This window comes from Streptomyces sp. NPDC041200 (assembly GCF_055591805.1).
In genome coordinates this window covers 135,599-152,141 of record NZ_JBVIZF010000010.1, presented here as the reverse complement: position 1 = coordinate 152,141, position 16,543 = coordinate 135,599, and the positions used below count along the sequence as shown (strand labels likewise).

Here is a 16,543-nt window from a genome sequence, read left to right as displayed (position 1 = left end):
GGTGGCGACATCGGGCGTGGTCACGGAGTGCCCTTCCTGATGAGGTGCGCCGACGGGGCCGTGTTCTCGGTGCGCGGCAGCCAGCGGGTCAGCCTGCGGCCCGCCAGCTCGACCGCGGTGGAGGTCAGCCAGCCGAGGAGGCCGATGGTGGTCATGCCGACGAAGACGCCCGGATAGTCGACGATCGTGTAGTCCTGCCAGGTGCGGTAGCCGACCCCGTACGCGCCGGAGATCATCTCGGCGGAGATCACGCAGATCCACGAGACGCCGATGCCGACCGACAGCCCGCCGAGGATGCCGGGCAGCGCGCCCGGCAGCACCACCGAGCCGAGGATCCGCCACCGGCCGCCGCCCATGGTCAGCACGGCCTCCTCCCACACCGGGGTCAGGGCGCGCACCGCGTGCCGGGTGCTGACCATGACCGGGAAGAAGGCGGCGGTGAAGGTGATGAAGACGATGCCCTGTTCATTGCTGGGGAACAGCAGGATCGCGACCGGGACGAGGGCGATCGCCGGGATCGGGCGGAGGACTTCGAGGACCGGGCTCAGCAGATCGGACACCAGCGGCGAGCGCGCGATCGCGGTGCCGACGGTGACGCCGAGGACCGCGGCGAGTGCGAAGCCGGTGAGGATGCGGGTGAGGCTGTCGGCCAGGTCCTGCCAGTAGGCGCCGGTGGTCAGCCGCCCGGCGAAGGCGTGGGCGACCTGGGTGACGGTCGGGAACTGCGCGAACCGCAGCCACAGGGTGACCTTCAGCGAGGTGAGGAGCTGCCACAGGCCGAGCGCGGCCAGGAGGGAGGCGGCGCGCAGCGCGTACCGCGGCCAGGGGCGGCGCCGCCGGGGCGCGGTACCGGGCGCCGGGGCGGGGGCGGGGGCGGGCGCGGGGCGTACGGGGGTGGTGGAGGCGGTCACGTGGGGCGCCTGGGAGGTCACTTCGCCTCCTTCAGCGCGGTGGCGTACGAGACGAGCCGGGCGCCGGGGTGCGCGGCGATCCACGTACGGGCGTTGGCCGCCGTGACGAACGCGCGCGGCTGTCCGTTGTCCTCGGCCCACACCGCGCGGTCCGCGAACCAGCGCGTCCCGGTGGCCGCGTCGGGCACGTACGCCGCGCGGACCCGGCCCTGGTGGGCGGCGGTGAAGCGCAGCAGCGCGGCGGACGAGGGGAAGCTGCGGACCGTGTCCTCGCCCTTGAGCCACACCTGGTTCGGGGAGGCGGGCGGGGCGGCGCGCAGTGCCTTCGCGTAGGCGCCCGCGCTCCCGTACGCCCGTTTCAGATACCGGTCGTCGACAAAGGACTTCACGTCCACCGGGCCGGTCAGTTTGGCCTTGCGCAGGATCGGGACGTCCTTCTTGAGGGCCGCGATCAGCGCGGGTTTGAGGGCGGGGCCGAAGGTCGAGATGCCGCCCTCGCCGTTGTAGAGGTAGACCACCTCGGGCGGCAGCCCAGTCGCTTTCGCCACCTTCTGGGCGGCGGGGAGCGGATGGTCGTCCAGATAGCGGGTGGCGTCGATCTGGGCGGACAGGAACGCCTGGAGGACGTCCGGGTTCTGCTGGGCGAACGCGTCGCGCGCGGTGACACCGTGGAAGGTCGGCAGGTTCAGCCGGGCGCCGTCGTACAGCGCCTTGGCCTTCCCCTGGAAGGCCAGCAGCCCCGGCCAGGCGACGAACTGCGAGAGGGCGTCCGCGCTGCCCGCCTCCAGGGCGGAGGCGCCGACGGCGGGCTGCTGGTTGAGCTTCTCGATGCCGTTCTCGGGATCGATACCGGCGTCCTGGAGGGCGCGGACGAGCGTGCCGTCGGCGGCCGAACCGACGCTGGTGGAGACCTTCTTGCCGCGCAGGCCGGACAGGTCGCGCAGCGCCGACCCGGGCTTGGTGACGACGGTGTTCAGGCCGCCGCGCAGGTTGTAGCCGGTCACGGAGACGAGGCGGGTGGGCGCGTTCAGCTGGGTGCCGCGCCCGGAGTTGATCAGCAGCGGGAAGTCGCCCATCGAGCCGATGTCGACCTTTCCGGCCACCATCTGCGCGGTGATGGGCGCCCCGGTGGCGTAGTCCTGCCACTTCACCTTGTACGTGACGCCCTTGCGGTGGCCGAGCGCGCGCAGTTCGCGTTCGAAGGAGCCGAGCGAGCGCAGCAGGGTGCCCGCGGTCGTGGTGTTGATGGTCTTGGACTGGTAGCCGACGGTGACGGTCACGGTCTTGCCGCCCGCTGCCGCGTCGCCGCCGCAACCGGTCAGGGACAGCAGCAGGGCACCGGCGGCGAGAGCGGCCGGAAGGGTCGTGCGCTGCATCGGGGGGCCTTTCACCTCAGGAGATAGGGCATGTTGACCGTGACCGCGCCGGTGGGACAGCGAGCGGCGCACGGGCCGCAGTACCAGCACTCGTCCACGTGCATGTACGCCTTGCCGCTGTCGGGGTGGATCGCGAGGGAGTCCAGGGGGCACATGTCCACGCACAGGGTGCAGCCGTCGATGCACTTCGACTCGTCGATCGTCACGGGGACGTCGGCACGCTGGGGCGTCAGAGGCATGGCTGTCTCCAGGGAGGGCGAGAAGAGGCGTGAGGTGGTGTGCGTGAGGTGGGGTCGCGGGGTGTTCAGGCGGTACGGCGCAGCAGCCCGCTCATGGTGATCCGGTCACCGCGGAAGCGGATGAACTCCAGGTCCACCGGGCGGCCGTCGGCCAGGTGGCTGAGCCGTTCCAGCATGAGGACGGCCGCGCCGCGCGGGGCCTGGAGTACGGCGGCGGAGTGCGCGTCGGCGTTGACGGCCTCCAGGGTGATCTCGGCGGTGCCGAGCCGCTGTCCGGTGATCTTCTCGATCAGCCGGAACACATCGGTGTTCTCCAGGTCGGCGCCCAGCAGTTCGGCGCCGATGTCCATCGGGAGGTAGGTGAGGTCGAGGGAGAGCGGCAGGCCGTCGAGCTGCCGCAGCCGCTCGACATAGAGGACATCGGTGCGGACGGGGACCCGCAGTCGGTCGGCGACGCAGGCGGGGGCGGGCACCGGGCCGACGGTGCGCACCTCGTTGGTGACCCGGCCGTGTTCCTTCAGGGTCTCGGCCAGGCCCTGCAGCCGGTCGAGGCCGTGCGGGTACTTCTCGGCCACGACGACCGTGCCCACGCCCGGCTGGCGCTCCACCAGCCGCTCGGCGCGCAGCAGGTCGAGCGCCAGGCGCACGGTGTTGCGGGACGCGCCGTAGTCCGCGCCGAGCGCGTCCTCCAGCGGCAGGACGCCCCCGGGGAAGCCGCCGGTGAGGATCTGGTGGCGGAGCAGATCGGCGAGCTGCCGGGCCTGGTCGGCGCGCAACCGGCGGCGGCGCGCGGCGGCGAGCGGCGGGGCATGCTCGCGGGTGCGTTCGGCTGGCATCGGCCGGCTCCGGGGTGGTGGTGTGCTGGGCGGCGGGTCTGTTTCGGACCATACCGACGGGGCCGGTGCGATGGTGTTGCCAGTACATTGCGCCACCTGGCGACCCGTTGGAAACCGCACTGACCTGCGCATTTCTGTGGCGCGGAAGCAAGATCTGCCACTGCGCGCCGCCACTGTGCGCGGCGAGCCCCCGGCGGTTTCACCGGGGGCTCGTGGGGCACGGCGGGCGGGGATCAGCGGGCGGGGATCACCCGGTGTGGAGGTCCTTCGGCAGGTCGGTGGGGAGGCCGGAGGGCAGCGAGGTCGGGATGCCCGAGGGGATGTTGCCGGGGGTGGTCCGGGTGAACGTGTCGTTCTCGGAGAGCGCGTCCCAGTCGACGGTGAGCGTCTTGCCGTCGCCGCTCGGGGCCACCTTGCCCATGGCGCGGTCGGTGTTGCCGTCGGCGCACTTGAACATCAGCATCTTCTCGCCGGTGTCGGTGTACTCACCGTTGCAGATGTGCTTGCCCGCGATCAGGGAGGCCTTCTCGCCGCCGATGGACAGGATGAGCGTCTGGCCGCCGTTCTTGGCGAGGTAGGCGCCGGTGATCGTGGAGTCCGCGCCCCCCTCCGCCGGGGCGCTCGACTCCTGTGCCGACGGGGTGTCCTTGGAGGTGTCCTTCGTCCCCTCGTCGCCGCCACTGCCGCACGCCGTCAGCACCAGGGCGGCCGCGGCCACCGTTCCGGCGACGCTCGCTGCCTTCTTCACGCGCTTCTCCTTGGATATCAGGGCCATCAGGGCAAGGAGCACGACAAATTAGCAGCCGCTCATGACGCCGCCGGGACAACGTGGCCGGTCACCTCGCCCATACCGATGCGGACCCCGCCCGGGCCGGGCGCCCAGGCGGTGAGGGTCACCTCGTCGCCGTCCTCCAGGAAGGTCCGGGTGCCGTCGGGGAGGGGGAGGGGGTCGCGGCCGCCCCAGGTGAGTTCGAGCAGACAGCCCAGCTCGTCCGGGCGCGGGCCGCTGACCGTGCCGGAGGCGAAGAGGTCGCCGGTGCGCAGCGAGGCGCCGTTCACGGTCAGGTGGGCGAGCTGCTGGGCCGCGGTCCAGTACATGGCGGAGAACGGGGGCCGGGAGACGGTGTGCCCGTTGACCGCCACTTCGAGGCGGAGATCGAACCCACCGGGCTCGGCCGCCGAGTCGTCGAGGTAGGGGAGCGGCGGGACGTCGCGGGCGGGCGGGGCGGTACGGGCCGCGGCGAGGGCGTCCAGCGGGGTGACCCAGGCGGCGAGGGAGGTGGCGAAGGACTTGCCGAGGAAGGGGCCGAGGGGGCGGTACTCCCAGGACTGGATGTCGCGGGCGGACCAGTCGTTGAGGAGACAGACGCCGAAGACGTGATCGTGGAACCCGGCGAGCGGCAGCGGTGTATTCAGAGGTGAGGGGGCGCCGACGACGAAGGCGACCTCGGCTTCGAAGTCGAGGCGCAGCGAGGGGCCGAAGACCGGCCGGGGAGGAGCGGGCGATGAGGGAGCAGACGATGCGGGGGCGGCCGGGGGCAGGTGCTGGCCCTGGGGGCGGACGATGGGCGAGCCCGAGACGAGCACGGTGCCGGCCCGGCCGTGGTAGCCGATCGGCATGTGCTTCCAGTTGGGGGTGAGGGCGTCGCCGTCCGGGCGGAAGATCTTGCCCGCGTTGGAGGCGTGATGCTCGCTGGCGAAGAAGTCGACATAGTCCGCCACCTCGATCGGGAGGTGGAGAGCCAGGGTGGCGAGGGGGTGCATCAGGGGCTCGATGGCGTGCCGGTGCGCCGGGTCGGTCAGCCAGTCGCGCAGCTCCGCGCGGACGGCCTGCCAGGCCGGACGGCCAGCGGCCATCAGCGGGTTGAGCGAGGAGGCGCCGAGGAGTTCGGCGTGCGGGGAGGCCGCGGCCGCCGCGGCGGCGCCCGCGTCCAGCACGTGACTGCCGTAGCGCACGCCGATTTTCCGCAGATGAGGGGCTTCGGAGGTGGTGAAGACGCCATAGGGGAGGTTGTCCGGACCGAAGGGGTCGCCTTCGGGTAGGTCGAGCGGGCTGCGCTGCGGCATGGGTGGTGCCTCGCCTTCTCGTCGTCGCCACCGTTGTCGCCACGGTCGGGGCTCACACCCTATGGCCCGGGGGGATGCCACCCCTGTGGGGCGATCCCACCTAAAGGGATGGCAATGTCCGGATAATCCTTGCTGGAGGAGGTAATTCCGAAGTAGCGTCCTGGACCAGGTCACGCACAGTGGGGGGACCACTGCGGTGGGGTGACCGAGGGGGACTCGTGGCGAGCAGTGCTGTGCCGTTCGCGGTGGACCGTTCCGTGCCGGGGCTGATCGTGAAGATAGGCGATTACCCGCTGCATCACGGGGGCGTGGGGGCCATTCGCTCACTGGGCCGGCTCGGAATCCCCATGTACGCGGTCACCGAGGACCGTTGGACCCCGGCCGCCCAGTCGCGCTATCTGAAGCGGGCCTTCGTCTGGCCGACCACCGGCAGGGAGCGGCCGGAGCGGCTGGTCGAGGGGTTGCTGCGGGCGGCGCGGGCGATCGGCCGTCCGGCCGTCCTGCTGCCCACGGACGAGGAGGCGGCGGTGCTGATCGGCGAGCATGCCGATGTGCTCGCCGGGGAGGGCCGGTTCCTCTTCCCCCGCACCGAGCCGGGGCTGCCCCGGCGGCTGGCCAGCAAGCAGGGGCTGCACGAGCTGTGCGTCGAGCACGGGGTGCCCACCCCGGAGGCGCTGTTCCCCGCTTCGTACGCCGATGTGAAGGCGTTCGCGGTGCGCGCGCGTTTTCCGGTCGTCGCCAAGAACCGGGAGGCGTTCGAGCGGCGGCTAAAGCCCGCGGTGGGCGGCACCACCCGGATCGCCGGGCCGCGCGAGCTGCTGGCGCTGGCCCGCGACTGGGGGCCACGGCCCGGGGTGGTCCTCCAGGAGTACCTGCCGCGGGAGTCCGCCGAGGACTGGATCGTGCACGCCTACGTCGACGCGGAGTCCACGCCGCTGGCGATGTTCACCGGCGTCAAGGTGCGGTCCTGGCCGCCGCACGCGGGCATGACGGCGTGCGCCTACGCGGTGGACAACGGGGAGCTGGCCCGGATGACGGCCCGGTTCATCAAGCGGATCGGCTTCAGCGGCATCGTCGATCTGGACTGGCGCTTCGACCGGCGGGACGGGCGGTACAAGCTGCTGGACTTCAACCCCCGGATGGGCGCGCAGTTCCGGCTCTTCGAGAACGAGGCGCGGCTCGACGTCGTCCGGGCGCAGCACCTCGATCTGACGGGGCGCGGGGTGCCCGAGGCCGCGCCGCTGGCGGCCCGGCGGTTCGTCGTCGAGAACATCGACCTGCCCGCCCTGCTCGCCTACCGCCGCAGTGGATACACCACGCCGCACGCGCCGGCCCGGGCGAGCGGGACCGAGCTGGCCTGGGCCGCGCGCGACGACCCGCGGCCGTTCTTCGCCATGCTGGCGCGCTGCGTGCGGCCCGGTGCGACGCATCTGTACCGGATGTGGCGCGCCAAGAACAGGTAACGCCTTGGGGAGGGGATTCGTGAACGATCCGGTAGCAGTCATCGGGGCCGGTCCATACGGCCTGTCGACCGCCGCCCACTTACGCGCCCGCGGCCTGCCGGTCCGTGTCTTCGGCGAGCCGATGGTGAGCTGGCGCGAGCAGATGCCCGCGGGCATGCTGCTCAAGTCCACCCCGGTCGCGTCGACCATCGACGCGCCGCAGCCTGGGCACACCCTGCTCGACTACTGCCACGCGGTGGGCGGCACGCCGTATCAGTCCGACTGGGACATCATCCCCGTCGAGACCTTCGCGGGGTACGGGCTGTGGTTCCAGGAGCGGCTGGTGCCCGAGCTGGAGCGGACCCGGGTGGTGGCCGTCGACCGGCGGGGTGGCCGCTTCGAGCTGAAGCTGGACTCGGGGGAGCAGTTCACGGCGCGGGCCGTCGTGGTGGCCAGCGGGCTCAGCGGGCTCGCCCATCTGCCCGCCGAGTTCGCCGCCGCCGTCCCCGACGGCCCGTCCGCGGCCGGGCCGGTGTCGCACAGTTCGCACCACCATGGCCTGGGGCGGTTCGCGGGCCGCGAGGTCGTGGTGGTTGGGGCCGGGCAGTCGGCGCTGGAGAGCGCGGTGCTGCTGGCCGAGGCGGGCGCCGCGTCGGTGCGGGTGGTGGCCCGGGGGAGGGCCGCCGTCGCCTTCGGCTCCCCGCCGGACCGCCAGCCCCGGCTGCGGCCCGTATCGCCCTTCGGGCGCGCCTGGTCGCTGTACGCGCTGTCGTACCACGCGGCGGGCTTCCGGCGGCTGCCCGTACCGGCCCGGGAGTATTTGGTGCGCAAGGTGCTCGGGCCCAAGGGCGCCTGGTGGCTGCGCGGGCGTTTCGCCGGGCGGGTGCGGGTCACCCAGGGGGTGAAGGTCACCCGGGTCACCGTGGAGAGCGGCGGCAGGCCGGTGCTCACACTGCGCGGCGGCGGCCGGGTCGGCGAGCTGGCCGCGGACCATGTGATGGCCGCGACGGGCTATCGGATGAATCTGGCCGCGCTCGGCTTCCTCGGCCCCGAGCTGCGCGCCGGGGTGGCCACCGGCGCCGGTGGCCCCCGACTGGACGCCGGGTACGGCTCGTCGGTGCCCGGGCTGTACTTCACCGGGCTTCCGGCGGCGGCCTCCTTCGGCCCGGTGATGCGGTTCGTGTGCGGCACGGAGTACGCGTCGCCCCGGCTGGCGAAGGCGGTGGCCGCCGCGCACGGATAGGTGAACGGATGAGTGATCCGGGCCCGGCGGGTTCGCGGACACCCGCCGGACAGGTCCCGGGCCCGGTTCCGGCCCCCGATCGGTGAACGGTCGGGGGCCACATGATGAATGATCTGCTCGCGATCGCGGTACGGCGTGGGTAACCGGTCGATTCGGGGTGAGGGCGTTGTGCTGCGCACAAGGCGGGAAGGCGCCCACAGCGATCGATACCCGACCGGATACGCTGCCTTTTGGTGGAGGCGGCGACACATCGACATTCCGCGTGAACGTAGGCAGACAGGAGTACCCCGTGAGCGTCATCGGGCCCTTCGGGCTGAGCGTGCGGGACCAGACCCTGGAAGCCGACACCCAGGCCGGGCTGGCGGCCGTCGAAGAGGGCCTGCTGGAGGCCACCAAGAGCGACGTGCCGTTCATCACCGAGGCCGCCCAGCACCTGGTGCGCGCGGGCGGCAAGCGTTTCCGGCCCCTGCTGGTGCTGCTGGCCGCCCAGTTCGGCGACCCGTACGCCCCCGGTGTGGTGCCCTCGGCGGTCGTCGTCGAGCTGACGCATCTGGCCACGCTCTACCACGACGACGTCATGGACGAGGCGGACGTGCGGCGCGGGGTGCCCAGCGCCAATGCCCGCTGGGGCAATTCGGTCGCGGTGCTCACCGGTGACTTCCTCTTCGCCCGCGCCTCCCACGTCCTGGCCGATCTGGGTCCGGAGGCGGTGCGGGTCCAGGCCGAGGCGTTCGAGCGGCTGGTCACGGGCCAGATCCTGGAGACCGCCGGACCGCGCGGCCGCGACCCCATCGAGCACTATCTGGACGTCCTCGCGGGCAAGACCGGCTCGCTGATCGCCGTCTCGGGGCGGTTCGGCGCGATGATGTCGGGCGCCGACGAGTCCATCGTCAACATCCTGACCCAGTACGGCGAGCGGCTCGGGATGGCCTTCCAGCTGGCCGACGACGTGCTGGACATCGCCAGCGACAGCCATGAGTCCGGCAAGACCCCCGGCACCGATCTGCGCGAGGGCATCGCCACCCTCCCCGTCCTGCACCTGAGGGCGCGGGCGGAGGCGACCGGTGCGCGGGAGGACCGGGAGCTGTGCGAGCTGCTCGCGGGCGACCTCACCGACGACGCCCGCCACGCCGAGGTGCTGCGGCGGCTGCGCGCCCACCCCGCCCTGGAGCAGGCCCGCCGGGACACGCTGCGCTATGCGGCGGAGGCCCGCTCCATGCTGGCCCCGCTGCCAAAGGGCCCGGCGAAGTCGGCCCTGGAGGGCCTGTGCGACGCGGTGGCCCACCGGGCCGGGTGATCTCCTCCCCGCGCCGCTTCGGGCCCGTGGCCCCTACGGGATACCCCGAGGGGGATCCCCCTCGCGGCGCGGACCGTCATACCGGAGCAGTACGCGGACTTGATCCTGCGGGCTGACGTATCGGCCCTCCCGATTTGGTGGGATGAGAAGACCACCACATGGCGGGATCGGGAGACAATGGCCCGAGAGGTGGACGAGTGCAGGCTGACGACCGCCGCCGACGACGGAGGTAGAGCACACATGGCACGGATCCGACCGATACAGGTCGCCGACGACGGCTTCTGGGACGAGGAACGGCCCACACGACGCACCAAGGCGCTCCGCTACGGGGCCCCGGTCGCGGTGGCGGGCATCGCGGCCGCGACGATCGGGCTGGTCCCGGCGCTGGCCAGCAGCGGCGCCCCGGACCTGCCGAAGATCACGGCACAGCAGCTGATCAGCAAGATGGCCGCATCCGACCAGCAGCAGGTGTCCGGCTCGGTGAAGATCACCACCGATCTGGGGCTCCCCACGCTGCCGGGCGGCGGCTCCCTCGCCGGAGCCGCGAACGACCTCGCGGGCGGGAAGGGCGACGGCACCGCGCCGGAGGCCAAGCTCACCGAGCTGGCGTCCGGCACCCACACCCTGCGGGTGGCCGCCGACGGCCCCGACAAGCAGCGGGTGTCGATCGTCGAGAACGCCGCCGAGTACAGCATGATCCACAACGGCGACGAGCTGTGGGCGTACGACAGCGGCAGCAACTCCGTCTTCCACTCCACGGCCCCCCAGGACGCCGCGGGCAAGGGCGACCACCGGGGCGAGGCCCCCGAGGACCTGCGGGGCGCCACCCCGCAGCAGTTCGCGAAGCAGATGCTCGCCGCCGTGGACGACACCACCGAGGTGACGGTCGACGGCACCACCCAGGTCGCCGGGCGGGACGCCTACGAGCTGCTGATCAAGCCCAAGCAGAGCGCGTCCACGGTCGGCTCGGTCCGGATCGCGGTCGACGCGGACAACGGTGTGCCGCTGAAGTTCACCCTCACCCCGAAGAGCGGCGGCAAGGCGGCCGTCGACGTCGGCTTCACCAAGGTCGACTTCGGCAAGCCCGCCGCGGGCACCTTCGACTTCACGCCGCCCAAGGGCGCCAAGGTCACCGAGGACAGCGCCGGTGGCCCGGGCCACCGGGAGAAGGGCTTCAAGGACCGGCCGGGCGGCGCGGACGCCATGGCGGGTTCGCTGTCCGGGCTGAACGTCACCGGGAAGGGCTGGGACACCATCGCCCGCCTCGACGACGGCCAGAAGTCCGGTGCGAGCGGCGAGGCTCCCTCCGCCCCGGGCGGCGAAAGCGGGGCGGCCTCCGGCTTCCTCGGCAGCTTCGGCAAGAAGGTCAAGGGCGACTTCGGCTCCGGCACGGTGTTCAGCACCCGCCTGGTCAACGCGCTGATGACCGACGACGGCAAGGTCTTCGTCGGCGCGGTCGACAAGGACGCCCTGGTCGCGGCCGCCAACAAGGCCAAGTAGAAGCAGAGGGAAGGAGAGCCCGTGGACGAGCCGTCCGCCGATGCCGTGGTGGAGACCCGCGGGCTCACCAAGCGCTACCGGGGCGGGCAGCTCGCCGTCGACGGGCTCGACCTGACCGTTCCCCGCGGCAGCGTCTTCGGCTTCCTCGGGCCCAACGGCTCGGGGAAGACGACGACGATCCGCATGCTCATGGGCCTGATCGAGCCCACATCGGGCGGCGCCAGACTGCTGGGCCTGCCGATGCCGCGCGCCGCCCGCAGCGTGCTGCCCAGGGTGGGCGCCCTCATCGAGGGGCCCGCCCTCTACCCGTATCTGAGCGGCCGGGACAATCTGCTGCGCTACGACGCCGCCGACCCGACCGCCGACCCCCGCACCCGGGCCGCCCGCGCCGCCGAGGCGCTGGACCGGGTCGGACTCGGGGCCGCGGCGGGGAAGAAGGCGCGGGCGTACTCGCTGGGGATGAAACAGCGCCTCGGCCTGGCCGCCGCCCTGCTCCAGCCGCGTGAGCTGCTGGTTCTCGACGAGCCGACCAACGGGCTCGACCCCCAGGGCATGCGCGAGATCCGTACCCTGGTGCGCGAGCTGGCCCGGGAGGGCACCACGGTCTTCCTCTCCTCGCACCTCCTGGACGAGATCGAACAGGTCTGCACCCACGCGGCGGTCATGACCCGGGGCCGCCTGATCGCCCAGGGCACGGTCGCCGAGCTGGCGGCGGGCAGCCGCGGCAGGCTGTCCGTCACCACCCCGGACCCGGCCGACGCCGTCCGCGTCCTCAAGGAGCACGGGGTGACGGACCTGGTGGTCCTGGCGGAGCGGGTCTCCGGCGAGCTGCCCACGCCCGCGCTCGAGCCCGCCGACCTGAACGCCGCCCTGGTGCGCGCCGGGGTGCGGGTACGGGCCTTCGGCGCCGAGGGCGCCTCGCTGGAGGACGCCTTCGTCGCGCTGACCGGGGAGGGATTCGATGTCGCGGGCTGAAGCGGCTGAACCGTCCGGAACGGCTGAAACGGCTGAGGTGGACGAGACGGGCGGGACGGGCGAGGCGCCCCGGGCGCGCCCGTCGTGGGCCCTGGCGCTCTTCCGCAGCGAGCTGTCCACCACCTTCCGCCGCTGGCGGACCCTGGCGCTGCTCGGCGTGCTCGCGGCCGTCCCGGTCCTCATCGGCGTCGCCGTGAAGATCGAGACCAGCGACGGCGGCGGCTTCGGCCGGGGCGGCGGCGGAGGCGGCGGAGCCAGTGGCGACGGGCCCGCCTTCTTCTCCCAGATCACCAACAACGGGATCTTCCTCGTCTTCGCCGCGCTGGCGGCGACGCTGCCCGTCTTCCTGCCGATGGCCATCGGCGTGATCGCCGGGGACTCCATCGCCGGTGAGGCGGGCCCGGGGACGCTGCGCTATCTGCTGGTCGCCCCCGCCGGGCGCACCCGGCTGCTGCTCGCCAAGTTCGTCACCGTCCTGGCGTTCTGCCTGGCCGCGACCCTCGCGGTGGCCGCCGCCGGGCTCGCGACCGGGGCGATGCTGTTCCCGCTCGGCGATGTCACGCTGATCTCCGGCACCTCGGTGTCCTTCGGCGACGGGCTGGTACGGGCGCTCGGCGTGGCGGGCGCCGTGGCGCTGTCACTGGTGGGGATCGCGGCGGTGGGTCTGTTCATCTCCACCCTCACCAACAGCGGCATCGCGGCCATGGCGACCACGGTCGGGCTCGTGGTCACGGTGCAGATCCTGGACACGATCCCGCAGCTGCACGCGATCCATCCGTATCTCTTCCCGCACTACTGGCTCAGCTTCGCGGATCTCCTCCGCCAGCCGGTCTACTGGGACCAGCTCATCAAGAACGCCGAGCTGCAGGGGCTGTATCTGGCCGTGTTCGGCTCGGCGGCCTGGGCCCGGTTCACCGCGAAGGACATCACGGTCTGAGCGGTCCGCACGTCTGCGTACGGACCGCTCAGGAATGCCGGTGTGTCAGGAGGACAGCGTCCAGACGGCGTACGCGATGGCGTCGCTGTTGCGGTCCAGCGCGGTGTCGTTGATGTTGGTCGTGGTGTCGCACGAGCGGTGGTAGCAGCGGTCGAAGGCCTGGCCGGAGGTGCCGCCCCACTTCTGGGCCTGGGCGGCGGTCTTGATGTAGTCGGCGCCGCTGAACAGGCCGCCCACCGGGATGCCCACGTTCTTGAACGGCGCGTGGTCGGAGCGGCCGTCGCCCTCGGTCTCTATCTCCGTCGGGACGCCCTTGGACGCGTAGAAGTCCTTGAAGACTCCTTCGATCCGGGTGTCGTCGTCATAGACGAAGTAGCCCGGGTTGGGCGAGCCGATCATGTCGAAGTTGAGATAGCCGTCGATCTTCGCCCGGTTGGCGGACGACAGGCTGTTGACGTAGTTCCGCGACCCGACCATGCCCAGCTCCTCGGCGCCCCACCAGCCGAACCGCAGGTGCTTGGCGGGCTTCAGCCCCGAGCGGGCGACGGTGAGCGCGGTCTCCAGGACGGCGGCGGACCCCGAGCCGTTGTCGTTGATGCCGGGGCCGGCGCTGACGGAGTCCAGGTGGGCGCCGGAGAACACCACGTTGTCGGCGTCGCCGCCGGGCCAGTCGGCGATGAGGTTGTAGCCGGTGGCGCCGCCGGAGGTGAACTGCTGGACCGTGGTGGTGAACCCGGCCGCGTCCAGCAGTCCCTTGATGTAGTCGAGCGACGCCTTGTAGCCGGGACGGCCGTGGGCGCGGTTGCCGCCGTTGGCGGTGGCGATGGACTGGAGCTTGGTCAGATGTGCCTTGACGTTGGCGAGCGGCACATCCGGTACGGCGAGGGCGGCGGCCGCCGGGGACGGGGGAGCCGCGGCGGCCGCGGAGGTGGCGGGGGCGGCCGAGACCAGGGCGGCGATGGCCGTCCCGGCGGCGACGGCGGCGGCCGTACGGCGGGTTATGGATCTTCGGGGGGTGTGGCGAGGCTCAGCACATGACGACATGGGGGGCTCCGATTCCGAACGGGGACTGCACGGAATGACGTGACGCTGTGTGATGCACAGTGCGATGCAAGGTGATGCACGTACGTACCCATGGGGGTGGTGGAGCGGTACGACAAGATGACGCCGAAATGGCGCGAGGCTGATGCTCCGGGTGTGGCTGACCCTCCGTCAAGGGCGAAATCCGGACATCAGCCGCCGGATATCGGGCCGGTCTGGGGCTCCGTCGCCTTGGCCGGTGCCGCGGCTGCCGGTGCCGCGTCCGCCCGCGCCGCCGCGTCCGCCAGCTGTCGGCGGGTCCGGTGCCCGGTCCGCAGCGCGTCCCAGGTGAGCAGCGCCAGCGCGAGCCAGACGAGGGAGAAGCCCGCCCACCGCTCGGGCGGCATGGACTCGTGGAAGACGACCAGCCCGAGGATGAACTGGGAGGTGGGCGTGAGGTATTGGAGCATCCCGATCGTCGACAGCGGCAGCCGTACCGCGGCGGCCCCGAACAGGCTCAGCGGCACCGCGGTGATCAGCCCGCAGCTCACCAGCAGCACCGAATGGCCCATGCCACCGCTGCCGAACGTGCTGTCGCCACGCATCGCGAGATAGCCGATGAAGCCGAGCGCGGGCAGGAACTGGACGGCGGTCTCGGCGGCCAGCGACTCCAGCCCGTCCAGCCCGATCCGCTTCTTGACCAGGCCGTACGTGGCGAAGGTGAAGGCCAGCGTGAGGGCGATCCAGGGCAGTTTGCCGTAGCCGACGGCCAGCACGCCGACCGCCACCACACCGATGCCGACCGCCGCCCACTGCACCGGACGCAGCCGCTCGCGCAGCAGCAGAACGCCGAAACCGATGCTGACCAGGGGGTTGATGAAGTATCCGAGCGCCGTCTCGACGACGTGTCCGCTGTTGACGCCCCAGATGTACAGGCCCCAGTTGAGGGAGATGGCGGTCGCGGCGAGCGCGACGAGACCGAGCCGCCGGGGCTGCCGCAGCAGCGGGCCGATCCAGGACCAGCGGCGCAGCGCCAACAGGATGAGCCCGACGACCACGAGCGACCAGACCATGCGGTGAGCGAGGATCTCGACCGCCCCGGCGGGCTCCAGCAGCGGCCAGAAGAGCGGGGCGAGGCCCCACAGGCCGTACGCGGTGAAGCCGTAGAGGAGACCGGCGCGGTCCTGCTGGTGCTGCGGCTGCATGAGGGCCTCCCCGACGGCGTGGCGGCCCTGACGCAGGGGCCTGTCCGACGGTAGCGCCGGGCGGCCCGGCTGTCATCACCGTATCCGCGATACGGGACTGACAGTCGGGCCTGGCCCTGAACTCCGAGGTCAGCCCTTGAGGGCCACCGCCAGGGAGTCCGCGATCGGCGTCGTCGGGCGGCCGGTCAGCCGGGACAGGTCGCCGGGGGTGGCGGCCAGCCGTCCGCGCTCGATCGCCGTGTCGACGTCGGCCAGGATCGCGGCCAGCGGCTCGGGCAGGCCCGCGCCGGTGAGGATCTGCTGGACCTCCTCGGCGGAGACGGCGTGGTAGGCGATCTCCTTGCCGGTCTGCCGGGCGACCTCGGCGGCGTATTCGGCGAAGCTCCAGGCGGTGTCGCCGGACAGCTCGTACGCCGTGTTCTCGTGGCCCTCGCCGGTCAGTACGGCGACGGCGGCCGCGGCGTAGTCGGCGCGCGAGGCGGAGGCGACCCGGCCCTCGCCCGCCGCGGCGACGACGGCGCCGTGCTCCAGCACGGGGGCCAGCCGCTCGGTGTAGTTCTCGTTGTACCAGCCGTTGCGCAGCAGGACGTACGGCAGACCGGAATCGGTGATGGCCTGCTCGGTGGCCCGGTGCTCGTCGGCGAGCGTGAAGTCGGCGGCCGGGCCGCCCAGCACGCTGGTGTACGCGAGCAGCGCGACCCCGGCCTCCTTGGCGGCGTCGATGACGGCCTGGTGCTGCGGAACGCGCTGCCCGACCTCGCTGCCGGAGATCAGCAGCACCTTGTCGCCCGCCGCGAAGGCGCCGCGCAGCGTCTCGGGGCGGCTGTAGTCGGCCACCTTCAGGGTGACGCCGCGCGCGGCGAGGGCGGCGGCCTTGTCGGCGTCGCGCACGACCGCGGTGACCCGGTCGGCCGGAACCTTCTCCAGCAGGCCGTCGATGACAAGGCGGCCGAGGTGCCCGGTGGCTCCGGTGACGACGATGCTCATGGGGGTGTCTCTTTCTCTGTCGCGGGGTCTGTGCCGATGACTCGATGACTCGATGTCCGATCCACCACCCACCCTAGACACAGCGCTAACCATTCGAAAGTACCCACTTTGACGTAAGGTACTGGCATGTACGTAAGTGAGGAGGGGCCGGTCTGCCCCTCGCGGCTGATCCTGGAGCACATGACCAGCCGCTGGGGCGTGCTGGTCTTCGCCGTCCTGCTGGAGGGCACCCGCCGCTTCAGCGAGCTGCGGCGCGAGATCGGCGCGGTCAGCGAGAAGATGCTCGCCCAGACGCTCCAGACCCTGGAGCGCGACGGCTTCGTCCACCGCGAGGCGCACCCCGTCATCCCGCCGCGTGTGGACTACTCGCTGACCGACCTGGGGCGGGAGGCGGCGAGCCGGGTGTGGGCGCTGTCCGGGTGGGCGGAGGAGCATGCCCCGCGAGTGCTGGCGGCCCGGGAGGCATACGACGCGGCCAGGCCGGGTGCGTAGACCCGGCCTGGCCGCG

The 16,543-nt window shown here is 72.2% G+C and carries 16 protein-coding genes; 7 read left to right on the top strand and 9 right to left on the bottom strand.

What is annotated here, in order from left to right:
- Positions 1-20: 20 nt before the first annotated feature.
- From ACZ6CL_RS23205 to fahA, 6 genes are all read right to left on the bottom strand, one after another.
- The gene (locus ACZ6CL_RS23205) at positions 21-809 is read right to left on the bottom strand and encodes an ABC transporter permease (RefSeq protein WP_468938402.1); all 789 of its coding nucleotides are present in this window, start codon (positions 807-809) and stop codon (positions 21-23) included.
- A 119-nt stretch (positions 810-928) separates the two neighbouring features.
- A complete protein-coding gene (locus ACZ6CL_RS23200; protein ID WP_468938210.1) occupies positions 929-2,287 on the bottom strand; it encodes an ABC transporter substrate-binding protein in 1,359 nt (452 codons plus the stop codon).
- 11 nt (positions 2,288-2,298) lie between these two features.
- Complete coding sequence (locus tag ACZ6CL_RS23195; protein WP_009715946.1) at positions 2,299-2,526, bottom strand: 4Fe-4S dicluster domain-containing protein; 228 nt, start codon at positions 2,524-2,526, stop codon at positions 2,299-2,301.
- 65 nt (positions 2,527-2,591) lie between these two features.
- Positions 2,592-3,362, bottom strand: coding sequence for a GntR family transcriptional regulator (locus ACZ6CL_RS23190; RefSeq protein ID WP_468938208.1), 771 nt, complete (start codon positions 3,360-3,362; stop codon positions 2,592-2,594).
- A gap of 247 nt (positions 3,363-3,609) precedes the next feature.
- Entirely contained in the window at positions 3,610-4,110 is a 501-nt protein-coding gene (locus ACZ6CL_RS23185) for a hypothetical protein (protein WP_468938206.1), read from the bottom strand.
- Positions 4,111-4,169: 59 nt separating this feature from the next.
- Positions 4,170-5,429 (bottom strand): fumarylacetoacetase, encoded by a 1,260-nt coding sequence (gene fahA, locus ACZ6CL_RS23180; RefSeq protein ID WP_468938204.1) that lies wholly within the window; start codon positions 5,427-5,429, stop codon positions 4,170-4,172.
- 218 nt (positions 5,430-5,647) lie between these two features.
- Between fahA and ACZ6CL_RS23175 the strand changes: the two genes are divergently transcribed.
- From ACZ6CL_RS23175 to ACZ6CL_RS23150, 6 genes are all read left to right on the top strand, one after another.
- Positions 5,648-6,892: a carboxylate--amine ligase gene (locus ACZ6CL_RS23175; protein ID WP_468938202.1), complete on the top strand. Its 1,245-nt coding sequence runs from the start codon at positions 5,648-5,650 to the stop codon at positions 6,890-6,892.
- A gap of 19 nt (positions 6,893-6,911) precedes the next feature.
- The gene (locus ACZ6CL_RS23170) at positions 6,912-8,114 is read left to right on the top strand and encodes an FAD-dependent oxidoreductase (protein ID WP_468938200.1); all 1,203 of its coding nucleotides are present in this window, start codon (positions 6,912-6,914) and stop codon (positions 8,112-8,114) included.
- 289 nt (positions 8,115-8,403) lie between these two features.
- Positions 8,404-9,411 (top strand): polyprenyl synthetase family protein, encoded by a 1,008-nt coding sequence (locus tag ACZ6CL_RS23165; RefSeq protein ID WP_468938197.1) that lies wholly within the window; start codon positions 8,404-8,406, stop codon positions 9,409-9,411.
- Between the two features lie 240 nt (positions 9,412-9,651).
- On the top strand, positions 9,652-10,911 hold the full coding sequence (locus ACZ6CL_RS23160; RefSeq protein ID WP_468938194.1) for a LolA family protein: 1,260 nt from the start codon (positions 9,652-9,654) through the stop codon (positions 10,909-10,911).
- Between the two features lie 21 nt (positions 10,912-10,932).
- Entirely contained in the window at positions 10,933-11,886 is a 954-nt protein-coding gene (locus ACZ6CL_RS23155; RefSeq protein ID WP_468938193.1) for an ABC transporter ATP-binding protein, read from the top strand.
- Positions 11,873-12,823 (top strand): ABC transporter permease, encoded by a 951-nt coding sequence (locus tag ACZ6CL_RS23150; RefSeq protein WP_468938190.1) that lies wholly within the window; start codon positions 11,873-11,875, stop codon positions 12,821-12,823. The genes ACZ6CL_RS23155 and ACZ6CL_RS23150 overlap by 14 nt, the downstream gene beginning before the upstream one ends.
- A 45-nt stretch (positions 12,824-12,868) precedes the next feature.
- Here the strand turns inward: ACZ6CL_RS23150 and ACZ6CL_RS23145 are convergent, their stop codons facing one another.
- The 3 genes from ACZ6CL_RS23145 to ACZ6CL_RS23135 form a co-directional block, all read right to left on the bottom strand.
- Positions 12,869-13,867, bottom strand: coding sequence for a M28 family metallopeptidase (locus ACZ6CL_RS23145; RefSeq protein ID WP_468938189.1), 999 nt, complete (start codon positions 13,865-13,867; stop codon positions 12,869-12,871).
- 188 nt (positions 13,868-14,055) lie between these two features.
- A complete protein-coding gene (gene rarD, locus ACZ6CL_RS23140) occupies positions 14,056-15,048 on the bottom strand; it encodes an EamA family transporter RarD (protein ID WP_468938187.1) in 993 nt (330 codons plus the stop codon).
- Positions 15,049-15,177: 129 nt separating this feature from the next.
- A complete protein-coding gene (locus tag ACZ6CL_RS23135; RefSeq protein WP_468938184.1) occupies positions 15,178-16,035 on the bottom strand; it encodes an SDR family oxidoreductase in 858 nt (285 codons plus the stop codon).
- A gap of 126 nt (positions 16,036-16,161) precedes the next feature.
- Here ACZ6CL_RS23135 and ACZ6CL_RS23130 point away from each other — a divergent pair, with 126 nt between their 5' ends.
- On the top strand, positions 16,162-16,527 hold the full coding sequence (locus tag ACZ6CL_RS23130; protein ID WP_468938183.1) for a winged helix-turn-helix transcriptional regulator: 366 nt from the start codon (positions 16,162-16,164) through the stop codon (positions 16,525-16,527).
- Positions 16,528-16,543 lie beyond the last annotated feature (16 nt).